Here is a 21,259-nt window from a genome sequence, read left to right on the forward strand (position 1 = left end):
GCTCGGACCCATGCCGTCGTTCTCGCCCACACTGTCCGGAACGCGCACCCGGCGGTCGTCCGTCCTCGCGGTCGGGGCCACGTCGTTCGCGTTTCTCGTCACGATGATGGGCACGACACTGCCCACCCCGCTCTACTCCATCTATGCGCAGGAGCTGGCGTTCAGCGCGCTCACCGTCACGATCCTGTTCGCCGTGTACGCGGTGGGGGTCGTGGTCGCGCTCGCCCTGTTCGGCCGGCTGTCCGACGACGTCGGTCGGCGCCCGGTGCTGTTCGTCGCGGTCGCCCTCGCCGCGGTCAGTGCCGTGCTGTTCCTGCTGCCGTCGACGCTTCCGGTGTTCGTGGTGGCCCGGGTGATCTCCGGACTGTCCGCGGGTCTCATGACCGGCACGGGCACCGCCGCGGTGATCGACCTGTTCCCACCCGACCGCAAGGCGGTCGGCGGAATGCTCGCGGTCGCGGTGAACACCGGCGGTCTCGGATTGGGCACGCTCAGCGCGGGGGTGATCGCCGACGTCACCTCGAGTCCACTGACCATCCCCTACGTGGTGAACCTCGTGCTCGCCGTCCTCGCGGGAGTCGCGCTGTGGATCTTCGCGCCCGCGCCGGCCACCAGTCCGACGTGGCGGATCCGGCCCCGGCGACTGCAGGTTCCCGCCTCGATCCGCGGCGCCTTCGTCACCGCGGTGCTCGCCGCCGGAACAGCATTCGCGGTGACCGGCGTGCTCACCGCCGTGTCGGCGCTGTTCCTGACGAGGTACCTAGGGACGACCAGCCACTCGATGGCCGGGCTCGTCGTGTTCCTGACCTTCCTGTTCATGGCGGTCGGGCAGCTCCTGGCCCGTCGGCTGTCGACGGCCACCGCGATGCTCGTCGGGTGCCTCGCGTTGGTCCCCGCCGCCGCGCTGCTGGCACTCGCGCTGGCGTACACCGTCCTCGAGCCGCTGCTCGCGTCCGCGGTGGTGCTCGGCGTCGCCGGGGGCCTGTGCCTCAATGCGTCGCTCGCCACCACCGTCGAACGGGTCGAACAGCAGTTCCGCGGCGGAGTGTCCTCGGCGTTCTTCGCGGGGATCTACGTGATGCTGGCCGTCCCCGCGGTCGGTGTGGGTGTGCTCGCACGCGTCACCGACCTCCGCACGGCCGGGATCGTCTTCAGTGGCCTGGTCGCCGCGCTGGGGGCCGGGGTGGCCGTGGCCCAGTTGGTGGCGCGCAGGCGGACCTGAGCGGCGTCAGCCCCGCGGTCTGGTGGTGACGGGCGGGATGGTGATCACCGGACCGGCTCCGCGGGTGCCGCCGTCGGCGGGGCCGTGATCCGGGGCACGGTCTTCTCGGTCGTCGTGATGACGGGAGGCCGGGTGACGGGTGTGGTGACCGGGGCCAGGCTGATCGTCGGGGGCGGTCACCGCACCCCACAACTGAGGCGTTACGGGCTACTTCGATGCGCCGCGGTTTCGCTTCTTTCGGCGACCGGCAGAATCATGCTGAGGACACCGTTGTCGTAGCTCGCCGAAATGCGGTCGACGTCGATGTTCTCCGAGCGACACCTGGCTGGGACGCACACTCGATCTCAGGTAGCGGACTCGGGTAGTTGCCGGCGCACTATCGCCTCGCAGTCAGATGATGAACCTCACGCATATGGCTGCGAAGCAGGGTGTCGAACTCCTCGACATTCCCGTGCTCGACGAAACTCGCAAGTTGGGCATGATCGGCGATGATTCGGTCGATCTGCATCGGATCCCGGCCGACCGAACATGCCGTCATACGTCGCTGCCGATCTCGAAGACCCACGTAGAACGCCGCGAGCAAGGGGTTGGCGCCGTATCGCACCACCACCGAATGGAAATCGGCGTCCTCCGCGGTGAATGCTGCACTGCCGGCGGACGCGGCAAGGTCGCGCTGACGGTTCACGCTGGCGCGCATCTCCGCCGCGGCAGCCTCGCGACGCCCCGTATCGGATCTGAACGAGCACAGGCTGCCGGTCTCCACCAGCAGCCGGGCCGCAACGATGTGCTCGGCCTCGCCGTCCGCGATCGGAACGATCAATGCCCCGCGCTTCGGATACAACTTCATCCATCCCTCGGCTTCGAGCCGAAGAAATGCTTCACGAACCGGTGTCCGGCTCGTGCCCACTCGCGTGGCGATGTCGCCTTCGCTGATCAGCTCACCGCCGGGGAGTTCAGCCGACAGGATGAGTTCCTTGACTGTCGCGTAGACCAGGTCGGACGACGACGGAGTCTTAGACACAACTTGTATCTAAACAGGAGTTCGGCTTAGTGGCAAGAGAAGACGCGCCCCACTACTCGAGGGCGCCCGTGTTGGTGCTTCCCTTTTTCCGGAGGGTGAAGCCGGTGGTCGCGGCCTTCCGGATTCGGTGATAGAGCCCCGTGGGGTGGTGGGCTTTGAGGTCGAATCCTCGGTGCCTACTCGCCACGGTTGATCGCGGCGATGGTCCCCGTATCGCCGCTGGGATCCAGCAACGCCATCGACCCCTCGGAGAGGTAGCGGCGCTCGCCGGACTGCCACTCATCGTGCATGTCGGCCGGGACCGCACCGACGAGTCGGATCACGGCCGCCTCGTTCGGGAAGATGCCCACGACACGGGCTCTGCGCTTGATCTCCTTGTTTACCCGCTCCAACGGATTGGTCGACCAGATCTTCGACCAATGTGCCCGCGGAAATGTGCTGAACGCCAGTACCTCTGACTTCGCCTGGTCCATCAAGGGACCGACCTCGGGGAACCGGCCGGCCAACTGATCGCGGACCTCGTCCCACGTGAAGGCCGCGGTGGCGGGATCGGGCTGGGCGAAGATCGTGCGAAACACCGCGGCGACCATGTCGGAGTGCGACTTGGGGACGTACGCCCACAGGTTTCGCGCGAGAGCTACAGCCACGACTGGGACGTGCCGAGTCGTCGCGCCCGGACCCCGGCCACCGGGGGTGCGCTTACGGTTCGGTCAGCTCGGCCTCGGGGCCTGGAATGCCGCCGAGGGCCGCGGCCAGGCGTTCCCGCGCCCGGCTGAGATGGCTGGTGAGTATCTCCGCGGCCGCGTCCCCGTCGCCGGCTGCGATGGCATCGAGTATCTGCTGGTGTTCGGCGGCGATGCTCTGGTTGGTGAGCAGATGCTTGCCCTGGACCTGGACCATGCACAGCCGCACTTCGGACACCAGCGCCCGGAAGGCACGGCTGGTCCGTGGGCTGCCCATCGCTGTGACCAATGCCGAGTGGAACCGCATGTCGGGTTCGACGATCGAGAGCGGGGTGGCGTCGGTCATCGCCGAGATCTCCGCATTGGCGTCCACGGCATCGTCGGGAACGGTGCGAGACTTCGACAGTTCGCGCAGCACGGCGGCCTCGAGATGTTCGCGGGTCCGGTAGATGTCGCGGACGTCATCAGGCCCGAGATGCGGCACCCGCGCGGTCTTGTGGGTGCTGCGCTGCAGCAATCCCTCGCCCACCAACTTTTCGATGGCCGCTTTCGCGGTCGGCCGGGCCACTTCGTAGTTGCGGGCCACTTCGGCCTCGGTCAGCGCGTCGTCGTGGGTGAGTTCGCCGGAAAACAGTCGTTGACGCAGCTCGAAAGCCAGCGCGTCGACTATCGAGAGCGCCGCGACCCGTCCCGCCATGTCGATCTCCTCCACTCGTGGATGAACTACCCGATCTTCCCACAACGACGCACATGCATTCTTGACAGACCTGAGTACTTGTCTGACAATCAACCAGCGCCGTGGTGGCGGCAATCACAGAGGAGACCTCGATGTATCAACAGACACTGGACCCGATCGGAGGGTCGCTGGGGTGGTCGGCAGTCATCGCGGCGGTGCCGCTCCTGGCGATGTTCGTGATGCTGGGAGTGTTCCGGTGGAAAGCGCACCGGGCGGCCCTGATCGCACTCGCCCTCGCGGTCTGCGCGGCGATCGTCGGCTGGCGGATGCCCATCGCACAGGCGGCGAGCGCCACCGCGGAGGGCGCATTCTACGGGCTGTTTCCGATTCTCTGGATCCTCGTCAACGCCCTGTTCCTCTACAAGTTGACCGTCGTCAGCGGCTGGTTCCAGGAGCTGGGCCGGGTGATTCGGTCGATCTCCGATGACCAGCGCATCCTTGCCATCCTGATCGCGTTTTGCTTCGGCGCTCTCCTCGAGTCACTCGCCGGCTTCGGCGCTCCGGTCGCGATCTCGGCGGCGATGTTGCTGGCCGCGGGCATGAAGCCGCTCAAGGCCGCGTGCACCTCACTCCTCGCGAACACCGCGCCGGTGGCGTTCGGCGCGCTCGGTGCGCCGATCCTGGCGCTCGCCGGGGTGACCGGACTGCCGCTCGACGACCTCTCCGCCATGGCGGGCCGTCAGACCCCGTTCATCGCCGCCATCATCCCGCTGGTGATGGTGTTCCTGGTCGACGGCCGCCGCGGCGTGCGCCAGACCTGGCCGGTCGCGCTGGTCGCCGGACTCGTCTTCGGGTTCGCGCAATTCCTCACGGCCAACTACTTCACGGTCGAGCTGACGGACGTGGTCGCCGCGGTAGTGACGGTGATCGCCGTGCTCGGCATGCTGAAATTCTGGAGTCCCGCCGAGACCTTGGCGGCCACCCCCGACGTGCCAGCACATGCCGGCGGCCAGGCTCCCGTGGGTGCCGGTATCGGTGTCGGCATCACGTCCGCATCAGGGGCCGGCGCGACGACACCCACGTCACCCGGCCGATTCGACCACTACGGGCCCGGGCGCCGCGCCGTCTACGCGCTCGCCCCGTACGTGACGATCATCGCGATCTTCTCCCTCGCTCAGGTGCCGGTCGTGAAGGTCTGGCTCGCCGATATCGGCACGGTCGCCTTCGCGTGGCCAGGACTCGACATCGTCGATCCGGACGGAAACGCCGTCGGTGCACAGACATTCAAGCTCGACCATCTGCGCGCGACGGGCACCCTGCTGCTGTTGTCGGCGGTCGTGACCACCGCGATCTACGGCATCGGGATCCGGGAGGCGCTCCGCGCGTACCGGGACACTCTCGTGCAGCTACGGTGGACCATCGTCACCGTGACCGCGGTCCTGGCGCTGGCGTTCGTGATGAACCTGTCCGGTCAGACGGGCAGTCTCGGAATGGCGCTGGCCTCCACCGGAGGGTTGTTCGCGATCCTCTCTCCCGTGATCGGATGGATCGGCGTCGCCATCACCGGATCCGACACGTCGTCGAACTCGTTGTTCGGCGTCATGCAGATGACCGCGGCACAGCAGGCCGGACTCGACCCGGTGCTGATGGCGTCCGCCAACTCCTCGGCCGGCGTGCTCGGCAAGATGCTGTCACCGCAGAACCTGTCGGTGGCCGTCGCGGCGGTGGGACTGCCCGGCAGCGAGGGGGCCATGCTGCGCAAACTCATCGGGTGGAGCCTCGGGTTGCTCGCGTTCCTCACGATCATCGTTTACCTGCAGTCGACCCCGGTACTCGGATGGATGGTTCCATGAGTCTCGACGTCTTGACCCCTGTTTCCGAACTGACAGCAGCCCTCGGCGACGTCGTCGTCACCGAGCCCGACCTGATGCTCGCCTACCGCCGCGACCAATCGCTGCTCACCGCGGCGGGAATGCCGCTCGCGTTGGTCCGTGCACGCGACACCGACGATGTGGTGGAAACCCTGAAAATTGCTCACCGGCACGGTGTCCCGGTCGTCACCCGCGGCGCGGGCACCGGCCTCGCCGGAGCCGCGAATGCACTCGACGGGTGCATCGTGCTCAGCGTGGAGAAGATGAACGCCATCCTCGACATCGACCCGGCCGCACGGACCGCCACCGTGCAACCCGGTGTGATCAACGGCGACCTGGCGGCGGCGGCCGCCGAGTTGGGTCTCTGGTATGTGCCGGACCCGGGCAGCCGGGCGATCTCGAGCATCGGCGGCAACCTCGCAACCAACGCGGGAGGCACCTGCTGCGCCAAGTACGGCGTCACCGCCGACCACGTGGCCCGCATCAAGGCCGTGCTCGCGGACGGGCGGATCATCCACACCGGCGCGGCGACACGTAAGAACGTGGCCGGGCTGAACCTTACGCAACTGCTCGTCGGGTCCGAGGGAACCCTCGCGGTGATCGTGGAAGCGACCATGCGGTTGCGGCCGGCGCCCTCCGCCGCCGCCACGGTGGTCGCCAGCTTCCCCGAGACCGCGCAGGCCATCGACGCGGTGCTCGCGATCCGGCAGACCGCCGAACCGTGCCTGGCGGAACTGATGGACCGCACCACCATCGCCGCCGTCAACGACATGACCCACATGGGCCTCGACGAGTCCGCCGGTGCACTCCTGCTGATCCAATGCGACGGAAGGGATTCCACCGCCGAAGCCCGGATCTGCGCGCAGGCCTGCACCGAGGCCGGCGCCACCGAGGTGTACGACACCGACGATCCGGTAGAGGGCGAAGCGTTCATGCAGGCGCGCCGTGTTGCGCTGACCGCGTTGGAACGACAGGGCTCAACGCTGCTCGACGACCTGTCCGTCCCGGTTCATCGGCTACCCGAGATGCTGCACGCCATCGAGGGCATCGCGGCACGCTACGAGCTGACGATCGGCACGTTCGGCCATGCCGCGGACGGCAATCTGCACCCGACCATCGTGTTCGACGCGTCCGACAGCGAGCAGTCCACGCGGGCGATGCAGTCGTTCGACGAGATGGTGGCCGAGTGCCTGGCTCTGGGCGGATCGATCAGCGGTGAACACGGAATCGGAGTCCTCAAGGAGCCGTACATGGAGGCCATGGTCGGTGCCACCGAACGTGAGCTGATGGCCCGGGTCAAGGCAGCGTTCGACCCGAGGAACATCCTGAATCCAGGCAGGGGCATGTAATACGGGGCGGGGACGGCTCCGTATTTTTCCGCCGTGCGCGGGGCTGCGGGTGGCACTGCGGTGAGAGACCGAACCGCGCACGCACCCCGATTCACCGCAACCGTGCGCCTCGCCGGCCACACCGCAACCGCCGATGCGACCACGAAGACGGCAGCGAAGACCGCATCGGCGGCGGCGCTCATCGACACGCTCTTCACGCAGCACTGAACTACCGATGTTCGTTTTGTCCGTTGTTCACCGCAGTGAACAACGGACAAAACGGACATTCTTGGGGGTCTTGGATGCGGTGAGGCGCGAGGTGCGTCAGGCGCGTCGGTGGAATTGGTTATCGTCGAAGGTCTGCAGAACCAAGGGGGTACGGGGTCCATGACATCGGACGCTGCCAAATACGCTGGCAGACAAGCGTTCCCGCTTAGCCGATAACTTATATTATGTCAACTAATAGATATCGGATCGCGTAATCTGCGAACTCGAACCCCTCAGGGACACGCCCCGGCGCCCCGATCCATGCGCCCCTCAATCGGATAGATGCAGTCGAACTGGGGACCCCGCCATCTCCGATGCCACGGGGCGGTCCGATTACGACTGCTGTCCCTGTCTCTGCTCGATGATCCATGCCGCAATCTGGGCGCGGGAGGTGAATCCCAGTTTGGAGAGGATATGCTCCACGTGACCCTGCGCGGTACGTTGCGAAATGACAAGCTTGTCGGCGATCGCCTTGTTGGTGAGACCCTCGGCGACGAGTTCCGCTACCTGTTGTTCCCGCTGCGTAAGGCTCGTGAGTCCCGGCTGGGCGGTGGTCACGGCGGCGGTGCTTCCATGCTCGTTGAGGGCGAAGGCGGCGGCGTCTTCGAATCTCATCCCGCGACCGCGCCGGAACTCCGTTTCGAACGCGCGGCCCCCGATCGTCCGTCGAGCCTGTCGCTCGAACCGGTCATGTATGAGGTGGAGATTGGGGTAGATGGTGTTCGGGCCCGCAGCCGTTTGGGCGAGCGCATCGGTCGCGCCCATCAGTTTGGCAACACGCCGGGGAACTCCCGCTTCAGCTGCGATCCACGAGAGGATCTCCATGCATCCAGCGGCGCTGATACGGTCGTCCACCAATCGAGCACACTGTAGTCCCTGCGTGACAAGGTCTTTCGCATGGGAGTGCTCGCCCCGATTCCAGGCTCCCATCCCTAACCCCCACAGCGACCATCCGCGATAGACGGACTCGCCTCGCGACGCGGTGAGCGCGAGCACCTCCCGCCGACATTCTTCGCTCCGCGTCCGGTTGCCGGCCGCGTCACTGGCCAGTGCGAGTCCGAGCAGCGACCAGATCATGTACAGCGGGTTGCCGTCCTCGCGGAAGACGCCAAGCGAGGATTCGGAGTACTCGCACGCCGTTGAGGTATCCCGGGTGATCAGTGCGTGATGGCCGGCGGCATCGGCCGCGAGCGCCCTGCCGGTGCGGTCGCCGAGCTGCGCCGCCACGGTGGCTCCGCGTTCCGCGTAGAGTGCCGATGCCTCCAGGTCGCCGTGCAGCCCGGAGAGCACACTCAGCGCATGCAACGCCTTGATCCGCTCCATACTGGGTTCAGGGTCCTGCATGGTCAGAAGTTGCGCGAGCCACCGCATCCCCTCACGGAGCCTGCCCCGCACCAGCCAATACGGGTACAACGCCGCTGCCATGCGAAGTCCCGCATCCGCCTCTCTTGGGCTGGTCAGGCAGAACTGTAGCGAGGCAAGGATGTTGGGTTGTTCGGCGTCGAGACGCACGATCGAAGCCTCCTGCCTTGAACTGATCCAGTCGACCTCCGCCCGCAGCACCACGTGCTCGTACCAGTCCCGGTGTCGCCGCAATAGCGATCCGAATTCGCCGGTCTCCTGCAACCGTTCCGTCCCGTAGTCGCGCAGCGTCTCGAGCATCCGGTACCGCACCGCTCCGCCGATCTCTTCCCGGATCAGGATCGATTTGTCGATCAGCGAACCCACCACATCCACAACCTGGTCCCCCGCTGCGGGGTCGCTGCAGATGGCTTCGACGGCGTCGAGTTCGAAGCTGCCCGAGAAGATAGCCAGCCGCCCCCACATCTCCCGTTCAGCCCGAGTACACAACTCGTGGCTCCAGTCGATGCACCACTGCAGAGTTTGCTGCCGAGCCGGCGCCCCGCGACCGCCCGACGTCAACAGGCCATAGCGGTCGGTCAGCCGTTGCAGTATCTGCTCTACTGACATCGATCGGAGCCGTACAGCCGCCAGTTCGATCGCGAGCGGCAGGCCGTCGAGGCGTCGGCAGATCGTCGCGACTACATCCTGGTTGTTCTCGGTGACGGTGAAGCCGGGGACCACTGCGGCTGCGCGTTCGGCGAACAGGATCACCGCCTCGTAGTGGCTGAGCCCCCCACTGACCGCCGACTGTTGGTTCGGTTGCGGCATCGCCAAGGGCGGCACCCGAAACGTGGCGATAACCGGGACTCCTCCAGCGCACCCACACGGCGCCTTCGGCATGGGCCCAGTCAGTCAGCTCAGAGGTAAATGGTCAACCCTATCCATAACCCGGGCACCTACCCGTTCAACGTCCAGGTGACGTTTCTCGTGCCGGCCGCCTAGCGTCAGTACCCCTCGCCGGATTTACCTCATCGCTTCCTCTCGCGCTCTTGGATGATCCGATCGGCCAGCCGATACACCGCGCGCACGCCGGTGGGAAGTACGTCGGGTACGGCTCGGCCTGCGGTAGCAGTGTCGGAATCCCCAGGGACAATCCCCCTCCAGCACGACATACCAATCCCCAGCTATCACATCTGGCCTGCCCAGATGTAGCTACGCCGACCTTGTTCCACCGCTGGATCCCATACCGCGGATAGCACTCCCCGCCCGGGCAGCAGCGACTCGCAATGGGCCCAAGTCACTGAAGGTTTGGGACTGTATTCCGATGGCGGCCGGCCCAAATCGCCGGCCGTGGCGGGGCCACAGGACGTCAATCACTACGCAGGGCGTTCGCACGGGCACCGGAGTTCGAGTCAACAACCAGGTATGCGGACGAGTCGGGAAATGAACCGTAGTACTTGGCGTACACGATGGTGTCGTCCTCCGTCAGGTGCAGGCCCAGGTCTATAGCCAGCTCCGCGGCGGCCTTCTCGTCCGATCGTGCGACGTACCAGTGGTAGAGCCGAGGGCCACCGAACCAGAGAACCAGCGCTCCGATCACGACAACCGCAACAACGATGCCAGTCCGCATTCGCCGTGATGGCTTCGGGAAGACCGTCATCCCTTGATACGACCACAACCAACAACCGCCACCTCGTCAGGGATACCGACCATGGTGGCGCATTCGCGGGCCGAGATGATGCGGCGCCGTCATCCAGCGCGCGGTCCCCGGTACATGAAGCGGCGCCGTACGTCCGCGAGGCCCCTTCATTGGGCTCATTGGGCAGTTGTACCGATCCGCGGTCAAGCCCCAGGGAGTGGTGTACGACGGTCGACGCGTGACTCCTCGTGGGGTTATGCGGTCAGAGCCGCCGGCGTCACCTCCTCGGTAGGTTCGGGTGTGGCGTGGGTGCCGCGAGACCGGGCGAGCACGTCGAGGCCGAGGTAGCGGCGGCCTTCGATCCACTCCTCATGCTGCTCGGCGAGTACCGCGCCGACGAGCCGAATCAGGGCGGTGCGATCGGGGAAGATCCCGACGACATCAGTCCTCCAGCGGATCTCCTTGTTCAATCTCTCCTGGGGATTGTTCGACCAGATCTGACGCCAGATCTGCTTCGGGAAGCCGGTGAACGCGAGCAGATCCGGGCGAGCCGCGTCGAGATGGTCGGCGACCTTCGGAAGCTTCTCCGACAAGGCGTCGATCACCCGACCATATTGAGCATGAACGGAATCGGCGTCCGGCTGGTCGTAGACGGAGTGCAGGAGCGCACGCACCCAGGGCCACGAGTTCTTCGGTGTCTGGGACATGAGATTCGTCGAATAATGCGTCCGGCACCTCTGCCAAGCGGCTCCGGGCAAGGTGGCGCCGATCGCCGACACGAGGCCGGCGTGCGCGTGAAGAGGTCACCAACCGCACGCCGGACAGCCCGCGGGCGACCAACGACCGGAAGAACGCCAGCCAACCGGCCCCGTCCTCGGCGGAGGTCACCTCGATTCCCAGGATCTCGCGGTAACCCTCGGCGTTCACTCCGACCGCCACCAGAGCGTGCACGTTCACCACCCGGCCGTTCTCGCGGACCTTCAGGACGAGGGCGTCGGCGGCGACGAACGTATACGGGCCGGCGTCGAGCGGGCGGCTGCGGAACGCCTCCACCTGGGCGTCGAGGTCCTTCGCCATCACGGACACCTGGGATTTCGACAGGCTGGTGATGCCGAGCGAGTCGACGAGTTTCTCCATCCGGCGGGTCGAGACCCCGAGCAGGTAGCAGGTGGCCACCACCGACGTCAGGGCCCGCTCGGCACGCTTGCGGCGCTGCAGTAACCAATCAGGAAAGTACGAGCCCTGACGCAGCTTGGGGATCGCGATGTCAAGGGTTCCGGCGCGGGTGGGGGTACCGCCCTGCACGAAGTGCTTGGGGGAGCGAAGTCCCAGTGGCGGTAACCGTTCCGGCTGTTGGTGCGGTCCTCGGAGCTCACCAAAACCGGCGCCGCACAGGCTGTCGGCCTCGGCGCCCATCAGCGCGTCGATGAACGTGGACAGCAGGCTGCGCAGCAGGTCGGGGCTGGCGTCGGTGAGGCGATCGGTCAGGAACTGGTGCAGGTCGATATCGTGGGCAGTGGTCATCGCGTGCTCTTTCGTCGAGTCGAGTTGGTAGCTCTCTCGAAGAATCACGCGATGACCGCCTACTTTCCGGCTACGACACGCCGGTGACGTCCTGATCCGGCTCGTACACCATCGTCATGGACGCAACCCGATCCGCCTCCGGCGGTCGATACACAGCGCAGGAGGTTGTTGTCATGCTCGACTTGTCGTACTGGTTCCCCGACGTCATCAACGCTCTGACCGCAGCAACGAGGGGTGGCAGTCGCGTCCATTCAACTAACCCCGGAGGTGATGACAGTGATTTCGATCCCCCCATACGGGTTGGGCGACAGCTGGATGGTGTGGACACCTTGGCTGGTGCCCATCGTTCTCTGCTGGAACTCCCGGCACTGACCCAGTACCTACCGCGCGCAGCTGACATGACTATGGCGGACCATATCACCGCTGTTCCGGAATAAGCGGACCGTCTTTGGCCAGGTCACGGGCTTAATCGGGCGTATGCGTCTGATCGCGCCCATGCTGGCCACGGCCGGCACACTCCCGGACAACACGGACCGTCCGTGGAGTTTCGAGATGAAGTACGACGGGTGCCGGATGCTGGCCTCGGTGGGCAGCTGCGAGCCGGTGCTGTGGACCCGCGCCATGAACGTGGTGACACCTCAAATCCCGAGATCGCCGAAGCTTTGACAGCGGCATTCGGCGGCCGCGGACGCATCGTTCTCGACGGTTCGGCCTGCTCCAGCGGCGCATTGGGATTGCACACGCGACGAAGCCGTTACAACGACGAATCTCTATGACATTCTTACCCTTTGGCGTCCTGGCGTTCGACGACCTGGACCTCATGAGCGCGCCGCACCTGGATCGGCGGGCGGAGCTTGTTGAGCTGGATTCGGTCATCCAGGACGTCGGCGGCTTGCCCATCACCGTCGTCCGCACTGGGAAAATCAGAGCAGCAGAATCAGTTTGAATTCCGCGAAACGTGCTGGAATGGAGGGAATTTTGGCCAAACGGTCGCCATCGATCTACCTTCCGGGCCAGCGGAGTCGAGCCTGGATCAAGCACGCAATCCGGACTCGCAGTTCGGTTTTGGCGATCGGCTTTGTCGGCTCCAGTCGGTCGGTTGCCGTGCTGATCCTCGGAGCGTACGACGCTACTGGTAATGCGGGATATTCAAACCTGCGGAGTGCCGATCGATGATGGAGAGCAAACCGGGGAGTCGGTGTTGCACGCGCTTGTCACGTTGCGTCGACTTGGGGCGATACCTAGATCATGAGGGCGAGGAAGGCCGCGATAGGTACCAGCGCTCTTGTCGCGATCGCAACCATCGCCGGCGCCTACTCGGTTATTCATCACGCCGCCGACCCAATCGTGCCGATGGCATCGGGGTATTTAGAAGAGCATTCATCGAGCACGCAACAAGCTCGTCGGGGAACTCGGCGTGTCGTGAAAGGTGCGGAATACGGACAAGATCGTTGAGTGCTGTGCGAACCGCATTCACCAGCGCGAGTGCGTCTGCCTCGGTGACTTCTGAACGCGAGGTTCGTAGCCATTTGACCCATTCGGCGAGGTCGTCCTGGCGGATTCGCCGATCACGCTCGGCAGCACTAGCGGGGAGGTTGAGGGCTTCGGTAACTGACACCGCGAACAGATCCGTTGCTTCGGTTGCGATACGAACATAACCTCTCACGAGGCCTTCGATGACCTGTTCATCGGAGACGCTGTGATGCATGGTCCTGGAGCTCTCCAGGGCCATCCATTCCTGTACTCGGATGATCATGGCGGAAAGGATGTCGGCCTTGCTGTCGAAGTACCTGTAGACGGCAGGGCCTGCGATGCCGAACTCGTCGAGGCTGACTCCACCGAAACCGCGCTCCCGGAACGCGCGCGCCGCTGCTGCGATGATCTGTTCGCGACGTGATGTACCTGGTCGTTCATTTGCGACTGGAGCCTCCGCCGCTGGCGCATCGCGGGACTCGGGTGACGCTGACGCGAATTCGGGGGTATTGATGGCTGCCAACGCAGCAGACACCAGCAGTGGGGACAGGCGACGCTGCGACAGTAACCGGTCGCAGTGCCCTGGGCTGGTGATGATGCTCACCGCCATCCACGCGCGTACGTCGGCACCGAATCTGCTCTTGGAGGGATCGGCTTTTTCAATGGCCCTTCGCACCGCGCCTCCGATGCGACGAGTACCCTCGCGCACTCGCTCGAAGTCATCGGCGGTGAGGTGCCGTGCTTCTCGCTGCCATAGGGGGCCGAGTCGAAGGCTCTCCAGTGATGCCTCGACCATCCGCGTCAATAACTCCTCTAAGCTGCAGACGCCGGTTTCGGAGCGCTCGGCGGATTGGGCTGCCATGAGCAGTCGGTCCTGGTCTTCGAGGACCACCTGCGACAGTAGATCCTGCTTGTTGGCGAAGTGCCGGTAGATCGCCCGTGCGGTGACGTCGGTTGCCTCGGCGATGTCTTCCATCCGCACGGCGTGAAACCCGTATTTCGTGAACAATTCACTGGCGTTGTGGAGTATCTGCGCACGCCGGTCACGGGGTCGCCGGCGCGTGGCAGCGGACGCCTTCACAGTTTGCGATGCGGTCACGACGCCCCCTTTCCTCCTCGAGGCCCATATGGGATGCACACATGTCCGGACAGGCGGCGCAGCCGTTAGTACAGCCTTCTGACGATATACCGGCGGCGGACGGTCCCCCGCAGTATCCCGCACTGCCGCCGTTCGAGGGCCGATCGGACACAATGCCTCCTCCCACGCGAGGCGATGCAGGCGCACTGCGCCCGAGCGTGGGGGAAGTCTCCACTACGGCCGCAGTCCGAACAGTATGCACAATTGCGATAAGAGTCATGGACAACTTCCGTTACTTGATGCTACCTGCTTGATTCGTTGAAAGATACGTCCGCCTGACATTTTCGGCTCAAGGCCCAGGGACGCGCCACCGCGCACTGCCGCGGTTCACTCGCGGATCGGCAGCTCTTCCGACCTGGAATTTGCAGCCTCACCAGCTCATATGCTTCCGAATGAACGAAAAATCAACCATGCATCCTCTGAACTCTCCGGCTCTGAGCAGTTTCACATTCTCAGATACGAGCTATTGACATATCTACGGCGGGGGGCCTATTAATGTGAGTAGAAGCACACCCGGATCGTGAATCAGACCACTAGGGATCAAGGACATGCCTCCTCGCGGAGGCGACCATCCGCACCCGGCCGGTCACAGCTTCTGCTTACGCCCGTTCGAACAAAGGAACTTCGATGAAGGATCTGCAATTTCTGCAATGGAAGACCGATCAGAAGGTAGGCACGGTCTGGCTTACCCGCCCGCCGGTCAACGCGGTCACCCGGGAGATGTACGCAGAGATCAAGTGGTTCTTCACCCACACGGAGGAGTACCTCCCCGAGGCTCGGGCGATCGTCTTGACCGGCGCCGGCAAGCACTTCTGCGGCGGCAACGATCTCACCGAATTCCAGACGATGACGCCGGAAAACGCCGGTGAGCGCATGCTTGCGGTCCGTGAAGCGTTCTGGTCGATCTACGATTGCCCGTTGCCGGTGATCGCAGCTGTCCACGGAGTGGCCGTGGGCACCGGATTGGCCCTGGCAGCGTCGTGTGATCTGGTCGTGGCAGCCAAGGGCGCCACCTTCACGCTTCCCGAGGTCAACGTCGGTGTGATGGGCGGCGCCAAACATGCCTCACGCCTGGTACCGCAGCAGTTGGTCCGCTATTTGCACCTCACCGGCGAACCGCTGTCTGCCGAGGAACTCGCGCAGCAGGGCGGCGTCTTGAAAGTCGTCGATCCCGATCAGCTACTCGACGTAGCCTACGACGTGGCGGCCAAGATGGTCCGGCACTCGCCGGTCACGTTGCGGTTCGCCAAGCGCAGCCTCAATGCGATCGAATACCAGGACCTCAAGGGCGGCTACGAGTTCGAGCAGGGTCTTTCCGGCGAGTTGTCCGCCTACTCAGACGCCAAAGAGGCCGTGGCAGCATTCTTCGAGCATCGCGCGCCGGCCTACACGGGAGCATGAGATGAATGCTGTTTCACCTGTGCCGGTCGAGCAGATCACCGAGATCGCCGATCTGCGGCGCGAGGCTCGGAGGTGGCTTGCCGAAACAGAGATCCCCACCGTGCCGTTGGAGCTGGAGGAACGGTTCAACGTCCTTCGTCGATGGCAGCGCACACTATTCGATGGCGGATGGATGGGGCTGGGATGGTCACGTGAAGCCGGCGGACGTGGCCTCACCGCGCGGCACCAGCAAGTCTTCTCCGAGGAGCTGGCGCGCGCTCATGCACCCGCCCCGATCGGGTTGATCGGCCTCGATGTGGTCGGCCCCTCGATCCACCGGTACGGTTCGCCCGAGCAGCGCTCCCGTTTTCTGCCACCGCTGCTCGTCGGCGAAGACATCTGGTGTCAGGGGTTCTCCGAACCCTCTGCCGGCTCCGACCTCGCATCGCTGCGGACCCGCGCTCTTCGCCACGGGGACAAGTACGTCGTCAACGGACAGAAGGTCTGGACCAGTTGGGGCAATCAGGCCAGTTGGTGCGCATTGCTGTGCCGCACCGACCCCGACGCCGAACCCAAGCACGCCGGCATCTCCTACCTCATCGTCGACATGAGTTCCCCCGGAATCACCGTCCGTCCACTCGTCCAGATGACAGGCGATGCCGAATTCTGTGAGGTCTTCTTCGACAACGTCGAAGTCCCGGTCGGCAACCTGGTCGGCAAGGAAAACGACGGCTGGCGAATTGCCCTCGACACCCTGTCTCAGGAACGTGGCAACTATGCAATGCGCCGACAGGTGGAGATCGGCTGGGGTGTCGAGAAGACGATCGACGGACTACGAGGCGCCTCCCTGGAATCGACGACCAATCGTCGGATCAGCACCGCCATCGGAGAGTCACATGTGGCGCTGCGGGTGTTGGATGCTCAGATCCGCCGAACTGTGCAACGCCTGATCGACGAAGTGGGACCACATCCGCTCGACTCGATCGACAAGCTCGTCCTCAACGACGCAGAGCAGGTGGTCGGCCGCGCCCTCGTCGATCTCCTCGGACCGTTCCGCCTCGACGCCGAATCACAACCTCTCGGGCTGAACGCCGCGCAGTTGATTCACGATCATTACTTCTCGCGTGCCGCATCGATCTACGGCGGTACATCGCAGATCCAACGCAACATCGTTGCCGAGCGGCTGCTCGGCCTACCCAGGAGCCGATGATGAGTCTCACCGCAGCTGACGTGGACCTCGTCACCCCGATCCGCGAATTCTTTGACCGCCGTGTCACATCCGACTACCGCCATGCCCTGCTCAGTGGCGGCGGCTGGGACCCGGAGCTGATGGCCGAACTCGACGACCTCGGCTGGTCCGAGCTGACCCGCCCCGAAAACCGCGGTGGTCTAGGAATCGACCTGACCGCGGTCGCCGGTCTGATCGCCTTGGTCGGTGATCGGCTCGTACCCGGCCCCCTGGTCGAGCAACTGATCTTGCCGGCGTACCTCGACATTCCCGACGGTTCGCTCGTCGCCTTCGCCGACCCTGCCGTCACTCTCGACTGGGCATCCTCGATCGGTTCCGTGCACATGGAATCGGGGCAGATCCAGGGAACGATCGAACTCGTACGCTTCGGCGCCGAGGCCGACTCGCTGGTACTGGCAGTCGACGGCCCGGACGGACCGGCGCTGCTGCTCCTACCGGGCAGTGACCCGGCGCTGGCGCTCACGCCGATCAGCAGTTCCGATCCCACATCGCATTACGTGCGCCTGGAGATCGCATCGCGAACTGTCACCGACGCCGAGATCCTCGCCACCGGAATCGAAGCGGCCACACTCCTACGACAGATCCGGGCATGGTTCCGGCTTCTCACCGCGTGCGAAATCAGTGGTATCGCCCGCCGTATGCTCGAGAAGACTGTCGAGTACGTCGCGCAGCGCCAGCAATTCGGCAAGCCCGTCGGATCCTTCCAAGCCGTGAAACACATTGCGGCGTCGATGGCACAGGCGGCCATCTCGATGGAGGCGCTCTGCGAGGCAACGGTTTCCGATATTGCCTCTGCCGAGGTTGATTTCGACATCGAGATGGCAACGTGGACGGCCAAGGCCTATGCCGCCGGCGCCGGACGACAGGTGGTCGAGGACGCCTTGCAGTTGCATGGCGGGATCGGCTTCACCACCGAATACGACCTACACTGGTACTACCGCCGCGTCCTCGCCCTGCGGACCTGGTATGGGGACGAGCACGAACTCCACGCACTCATCGGTTCGCGGCGCCTGACCGACGGAGTCGACCGATGATCACCGCAACTCACACCGATTCCGCGCGCCGCGACCGCTACCTCACCAGCGGCGAGTGGAGCCACAGCACGATCGATTCTGCTTTGGCCGAGTATGCACACCATCATCCCGATCGGCTGGCTGTGGTCGATGGCGATCGTCAGGTCAGTTATGCCGAACTCGACGCCATGATCCGCCGGTTGGCCGGCGTGCTACTCGAGCGTGGGATCCGGCCGGGGGACTCGGTGGTCTGGCAGTTGCCGAACTGGCTTGAAGCGATTGTCGTACATCACGGCGCGCTGCGGATCGGCGCCGTCTCCACCCCGATCATCCCGATCTATCGACATCGCGAAGTGCAGTTCATTCTGAAGCAGTCGCGAGCGCGTATCGCGTTTGCGCCCGGCATGTTCCGCACCTTCGACCACCGCGGGATGTTCGACGAGCTGGCGCCCACGCTTCCCGACCTCGAGCATGTGATCACCGTTCGCGGTTCCGACAACGAGTTCGACCACCTCCTCTCGGGCGCAACTCCACTCGACAATCCCGTCGAGCACGCCAGCACCGATATCGCATTGCTTCTGTACACATCCGGAACCACCTCCGATCCGAAGGGTGCTCTACACACCCACGAAAGCCTGGATTACGAGAACCGGAGCATCATCGAACTCTTCGATCTGACCGGCGAGGACATCGTGTACATGCCCTCACCGGTCGGTCACATCACCGGAATTCTGTACGGACTGCAGTTGCCGTTCATGCTCGGCAGCCATGTCGTGTTCCAAGATATCTGGGACCCCGGCGCCGGTCTGGAGTTGCTGCAACGCCGACACTGCACGTTCGTCGTCGGTGCCACACCCTTCTTGCACGGACTGGTACACCACCCGGATCTCGCCGAGTACGACATCGCCCTGCGGGTTTTTGGTTGCGGTGGCGCCGACGTACCCCCCGAACTGATCCGGCAGGCCGAGGAGCAGCTGGGCTGCACCGCGACCCGCATCTACGGATCGACCGAATTCCCGACTCTGTCCGGCGGAAACGCGAGCGATCCGCTGGACAAGCGCGCCACCACAGACGGGCGTCCTATCGGGTCCGCAGAAGCGAGGACTGTCGATGAGCACGACACTCCGGTCCCCCCGGGCGCGGTCGGCGACCTGCAGGTTCGCGGCCCTGACCTGTTCACCGGATACCTCGATTCGAGACTCAATGCGGATGCCTTCGCCTCGGGTGGCTGGTTTCGGACCGGTGATCTGGCGGTGATCGACGAGGACGGGTACATCCAGATCACCGGTCGGCGTAAGGACATCATCGTTCGGGGCGGGGAGAACATTTCCGCCAAGGAGATCGAAGACCTGCTCTTCGAATATCCCGGTATTGCCGATATCGCGGTGGTCGGCATGCCCGACCCGATCATGGTCGAACGCATCTGCGCCTATGTGGTACCGAGCGACCAGGCGCATCCACCTGCGCTGGACGAGCTCACGTCGTTCCTGCGCGAACATCGGATGGCTACCCAGAAGCTGCCCGAGCGGCTCGAAGTCGTCGAACAACTACCGCGGACGGCGACAGGCAAGATCCAAAAGTTCATCCTGCGTGACCGAATCCGGGACGCTCTGACCTCCGACAACGCTGTCTGATTGCACTCCCCATCTCCCTCGTACCCCTTCCGGAAGGAAATCCAGTGAACACCACACTCCTCGAGGAGCTCGACGTCCTCGTCATCGGCGGCGGCTTCTCCGGCGTCTACCAGCTCGACCGGCTGCGCACCCTCGGCTACAACGTCAAGATCTACGAAGCCGGCACCGGACTCGGCGGCGTCTGGCATTGGAATTCCTATCCAGGTGCACGCGTCGATACCTGGGCGCCGGTCTACCAGTTCTCGCGTGAAGAGCTCTGGCGCGACTGGAACTGGAGCGAGATGTACCCCGGTCGTGACGAGCTGGTTCGCTACTTCGAATACGTCGACGAGAAGCTCGACCTGAGCAAAGACGTCCGCTACGAGACCCGTGTCCTGGCAGGCCGATTCGATGAAGAAACCCATAGGTGGACATTGGTCTCCCGCAACGAGCGCACCGGTGAAGAATTCACCACCCAGGCGCAGTTCGTGATCATGTGTCTCGGTGCCGGCTCCAAACCCCTCTTCCCCAACATCCCTGGCCTCGAGAAGTTCGGGGGCGACTGCTTCCACACAGCACGCTGGCCACTGGAGGGCTACGACCTTGCGGGCAAGCGGGTCGCCGTCATCGGCACCGGAGCCAGCGGCGTCCAGGTAATCCAGGAGGCCTCGAAGGTCGCAGATCATCTGACGGTGTTCCAGCGCACCCCCAACACCGCGCTTCCGATGAATCAGCGGGCGCTTGGCGAGGCGGACAATGCCGAGATGAAGAAGACCTACCCGGAGCGATTCGCCAATCGCAAGAACACCTGGGCCGGTTTCGATTATGACTTCCTCAAAGAGAACATCCAGGATCTGACCGAGGAACGTCGCAACGAAATACTCGAGGAACTCTGGACCAACGGTGGACTGCAGCCCTGGCTGGGCGGCTTCCTGAATGTCCTGTTCGACAAGGACGACAACGACATCCTGTACGCGTTCTGGCGGGACAAGACACGTCAACGTATCACCAGGCCGGAGCTGGTGGAACTGCTTGCACCGACCGAGCCGATCCATCCGTGGGGCGTCAAGCGTGTCTCCCTGGAGCAGAACTACTTCGAGAGCCTGTGCCGTGACAATGTCGAGCTCGTCGATACCTCTGCCAATCCGATCCGGGAGGTCGCCAGTGACGCCATCATCACCGCGGACGGTACCCGACACGAAGTCGATGTCATCGTGCTGGCCACCGGTTTCGACTCGGTCACCGGAGGCTTGACTGCCATCGATATTCGCGGCACCGGAAATGAGACCTTCGAGGAGGTGTTCCGCGGCGGCAGCCGTACAGCACTAGGCAAGGCGACAGTAGGCTTCCCGAATCTCCTGTACGTCTACGGACCCCAGAGCCCGAACGCATTCTGCAATGGTCCGACATGCGCCGAACTTGAAGGCGAGCATCTGATCCAGATCGTCGAGCACATGCGGAACAACGGCTACACCCGTATCGAGGCCAAGCCGGAAGCCCAGCAATATTGGGGTGCGCATATCGCAGAGCTGACCTCGGCCACCCTTTTCCCGCTGGCCAAGTCTTGGTACATGGGCGCCAACGTGCCCGGCAAAACCGTCGAAATGCTCATGTATCCCGGCGGACTTTCGGTATACCTCGAGATCCTCGAGAAGGCTGCTGCCGGTGGATATCAGGAGCAGTTCGAACTCGTCTGATCTCACCTGACCAGCCACCCGATCGGAACCCGAGGGTAGACATGCTCATACATGTCGTGACATTCACCTTCAAGCCGTCCATCTCGACCAGTTGAAATCGACGAATTCCAAAGGGACTTCA

At 64.2% G+C, this 21,259-nt stretch carries 16 protein-coding genes and 2 pseudogenes; 11 read left to right on the forward strand and 7 right to left on the reverse strand.

Features of this window, described 5'->3' with window-relative positions; genetic code table 11:
* Positions 1-10 precede the first annotated feature (10 nt).
* On the forward strand, positions 11-1,222 hold the full coding sequence (locus RHA1_RS15680; protein ID WP_011595889.1) for an MFS transporter: 1,212 nt from the start codon (positions 11-13) through the stop codon (positions 1,220-1,222).
* Positions 1,223-1,598: 376 nt separating this feature from the next.
* Here RHA1_RS15680 and RHA1_RS15685 read toward each other — a convergent pair whose 3' ends face one another.
* The 3 genes and pseudogenes from RHA1_RS15685 to RHA1_RS15695 form a co-directional block, all read right to left on the reverse strand.
* Entirely contained in the window at positions 1,599-2,243 is a 645-nt protein-coding gene (locus RHA1_RS15685) for a GntR family transcriptional regulator (RefSeq protein WP_011595890.1), read from the reverse strand.
* A gap of 176 nt (positions 2,244-2,419) precedes the next feature.
* Positions 2,420-2,884: pseudogene (locus tag RHA1_RS15690) on the reverse strand (transposase); the annotation flags it as partial.
* A 58-nt stretch (positions 2,885-2,942) separates the two neighbouring features.
* Complete coding sequence (locus tag RHA1_RS15695) at positions 2,943-3,623, reverse strand: GntR family transcriptional regulator (protein WP_029538972.1); 681 nt, start codon at positions 3,621-3,623, stop codon at positions 2,943-2,945.
* 131 nt (positions 3,624-3,754) lie between these two features.
* Between RHA1_RS15695 and RHA1_RS15700 the strand changes: the two genes are divergently transcribed.
* From RHA1_RS15700 to RHA1_RS50515, 3 genes are read left to right on the forward strand one after another with little or no spacing between them, the layout of a single operon-like run.
* Positions 3,755-5,455 carry an L-lactate permease gene (locus RHA1_RS15700; protein WP_011595893.1) on the forward strand — a complete coding sequence of 567 codons (1,701 nt, stop codon included), beginning with the start codon at positions 3,755-3,757 and terminating at the stop codon, positions 5,453-5,455.
* On the forward strand, positions 5,452-6,822 hold the full coding sequence (locus RHA1_RS15705; protein ID WP_011595894.1) for an FAD-binding oxidoreductase: 1,371 nt from the start codon (positions 5,452-5,454) through the stop codon (positions 6,820-6,822). The genes RHA1_RS15700 and RHA1_RS15705 overlap by 4 nt, the downstream gene beginning before the upstream one ends.
* A 60-nt stretch (positions 6,823-6,882) precedes the next feature.
* Positions 6,883-7,029 (forward strand): hypothetical protein, encoded by a 147-nt coding sequence (locus RHA1_RS50515; RefSeq protein ID WP_167540913.1) that lies wholly within the window; start codon positions 6,883-6,885, stop codon positions 7,027-7,029.
* A gap of 372 nt (positions 7,030-7,401) precedes the next feature.
* Here RHA1_RS50515 and RHA1_RS15710 read toward each other — a convergent pair whose 3' ends face one another.
* The 3 genes and pseudogenes from RHA1_RS15710 to RHA1_RS15720 form a co-directional block, all read right to left on the reverse strand.
* On the reverse strand, positions 7,402-9,240 hold the full coding sequence (locus RHA1_RS15710) for an ATP-binding protein (RefSeq protein WP_011595895.1): 1,839 nt from the start codon (positions 9,238-9,240) through the stop codon (positions 7,402-7,404).
* A 541-nt stretch (positions 9,241-9,781) separates the two neighbouring features.
* Positions 9,782-10,012 (reverse strand): hypothetical protein, encoded by a 231-nt coding sequence (locus tag RHA1_RS51865; protein ID WP_237726909.1) that lies wholly within the window; start codon positions 10,010-10,012, stop codon positions 9,782-9,784.
* Positions 10,013-10,305: 293 nt separating this feature from the next.
* A pseudogene (locus RHA1_RS15720) lies at positions 10,306-11,575 on the reverse strand (IS256 family transposase).
* A gap of 495 nt (positions 11,576-12,070) precedes the next feature.
* On the opposite strand from RHA1_RS15720, the gene RHA1_RS51870 reads away from it, so the two are divergent.
* Positions 12,071-12,241 carry a DNA ligase-like domain-containing protein gene (locus tag RHA1_RS51870; RefSeq protein WP_237726910.1) on the forward strand — a complete coding sequence of 57 codons (171 nt, stop codon included), beginning with the start codon at positions 12,071-12,073 and terminating at the stop codon, positions 12,239-12,241.
* 106 nt (positions 12,242-12,347) lie between these two features.
* Positions 12,348-12,521 (forward strand): hypothetical protein, encoded by a 174-nt coding sequence (locus tag RHA1_RS51875; RefSeq protein ID WP_237724038.1) that lies wholly within the window; start codon positions 12,348-12,350, stop codon positions 12,519-12,521.
* A 375-nt stretch (positions 12,522-12,896) separates the two neighbouring features.
* Here the strand turns inward: RHA1_RS51875 and RHA1_RS15730 are convergent, their stop codons facing one another.
* Positions 12,897-14,147 carry a TetR/AcrR family transcriptional regulator gene (locus tag RHA1_RS15730; protein ID WP_011595900.1) on the reverse strand — a complete coding sequence of 417 codons (1,251 nt, stop codon included), beginning with the start codon at positions 14,145-14,147 and terminating at the stop codon, positions 12,897-12,899.
* Positions 14,148-14,813: 666 nt separating this feature from the next.
* Between RHA1_RS15730 and RHA1_RS15735 the strand changes: the two genes are divergently transcribed.
* The 5 genes from RHA1_RS15735 to RHA1_RS15755 are packed head-to-tail and all read left to right on the forward strand — an operon-like array spanning position 14,814 to position 21,138.
* Positions 14,814-15,587 (forward strand): enoyl-CoA hydratase-related protein, encoded by a 774-nt coding sequence (locus tag RHA1_RS15735; RefSeq protein ID WP_005264718.1) that lies wholly within the window; start codon positions 14,814-14,816, stop codon positions 15,585-15,587.
* Between the two features lie 19 nt (positions 15,588-15,606).
* Complete coding sequence (locus RHA1_RS15740) at positions 15,607-16,776, forward strand: acyl-CoA dehydrogenase family protein (RefSeq protein WP_041812435.1); 1,170 nt, start codon at positions 15,607-15,609, stop codon at positions 16,774-16,776.
* Entirely contained in the window at positions 16,776-17,849 is a 1,074-nt protein-coding gene (locus RHA1_RS15745) for an acyl-CoA dehydrogenase family protein (RefSeq protein WP_011595902.1), read from the forward strand. The genes RHA1_RS15740 and RHA1_RS15745 overlap by 1 nt, the downstream gene beginning before the upstream one ends.
* Positions 17,846-19,462, forward strand: a complete 1,617-nt coding sequence (locus RHA1_RS15750) for an AMP-binding protein (protein ID WP_011595903.1) — start codon at positions 17,846-17,848, stop codon at positions 19,460-19,462. Before RHA1_RS15745 ends, RHA1_RS15750 begins: the two co-directional genes overlap by 4 nt.
* Positions 19,463-19,506: 44 nt before the next feature.
* On the forward strand, positions 19,507-21,138 hold the full coding sequence (locus tag RHA1_RS15755) for a flavin-containing monooxygenase (protein ID WP_011595904.1): 1,632 nt from the start codon (positions 19,507-19,509) through the stop codon (positions 21,136-21,138).
* The last annotated feature ends 121 nt before the right edge of the window (positions 21,139-21,259 follow it).

It is taken from the genome of Rhodococcus jostii RHA1 (assembly GCF_000014565.1).
Classification (GTDB): domain Bacteria; phylum Actinomycetota; class Actinomycetes; order Mycobacteriales; family Mycobacteriaceae; genus Rhodococcus_F; species Rhodococcus_F jostii_A.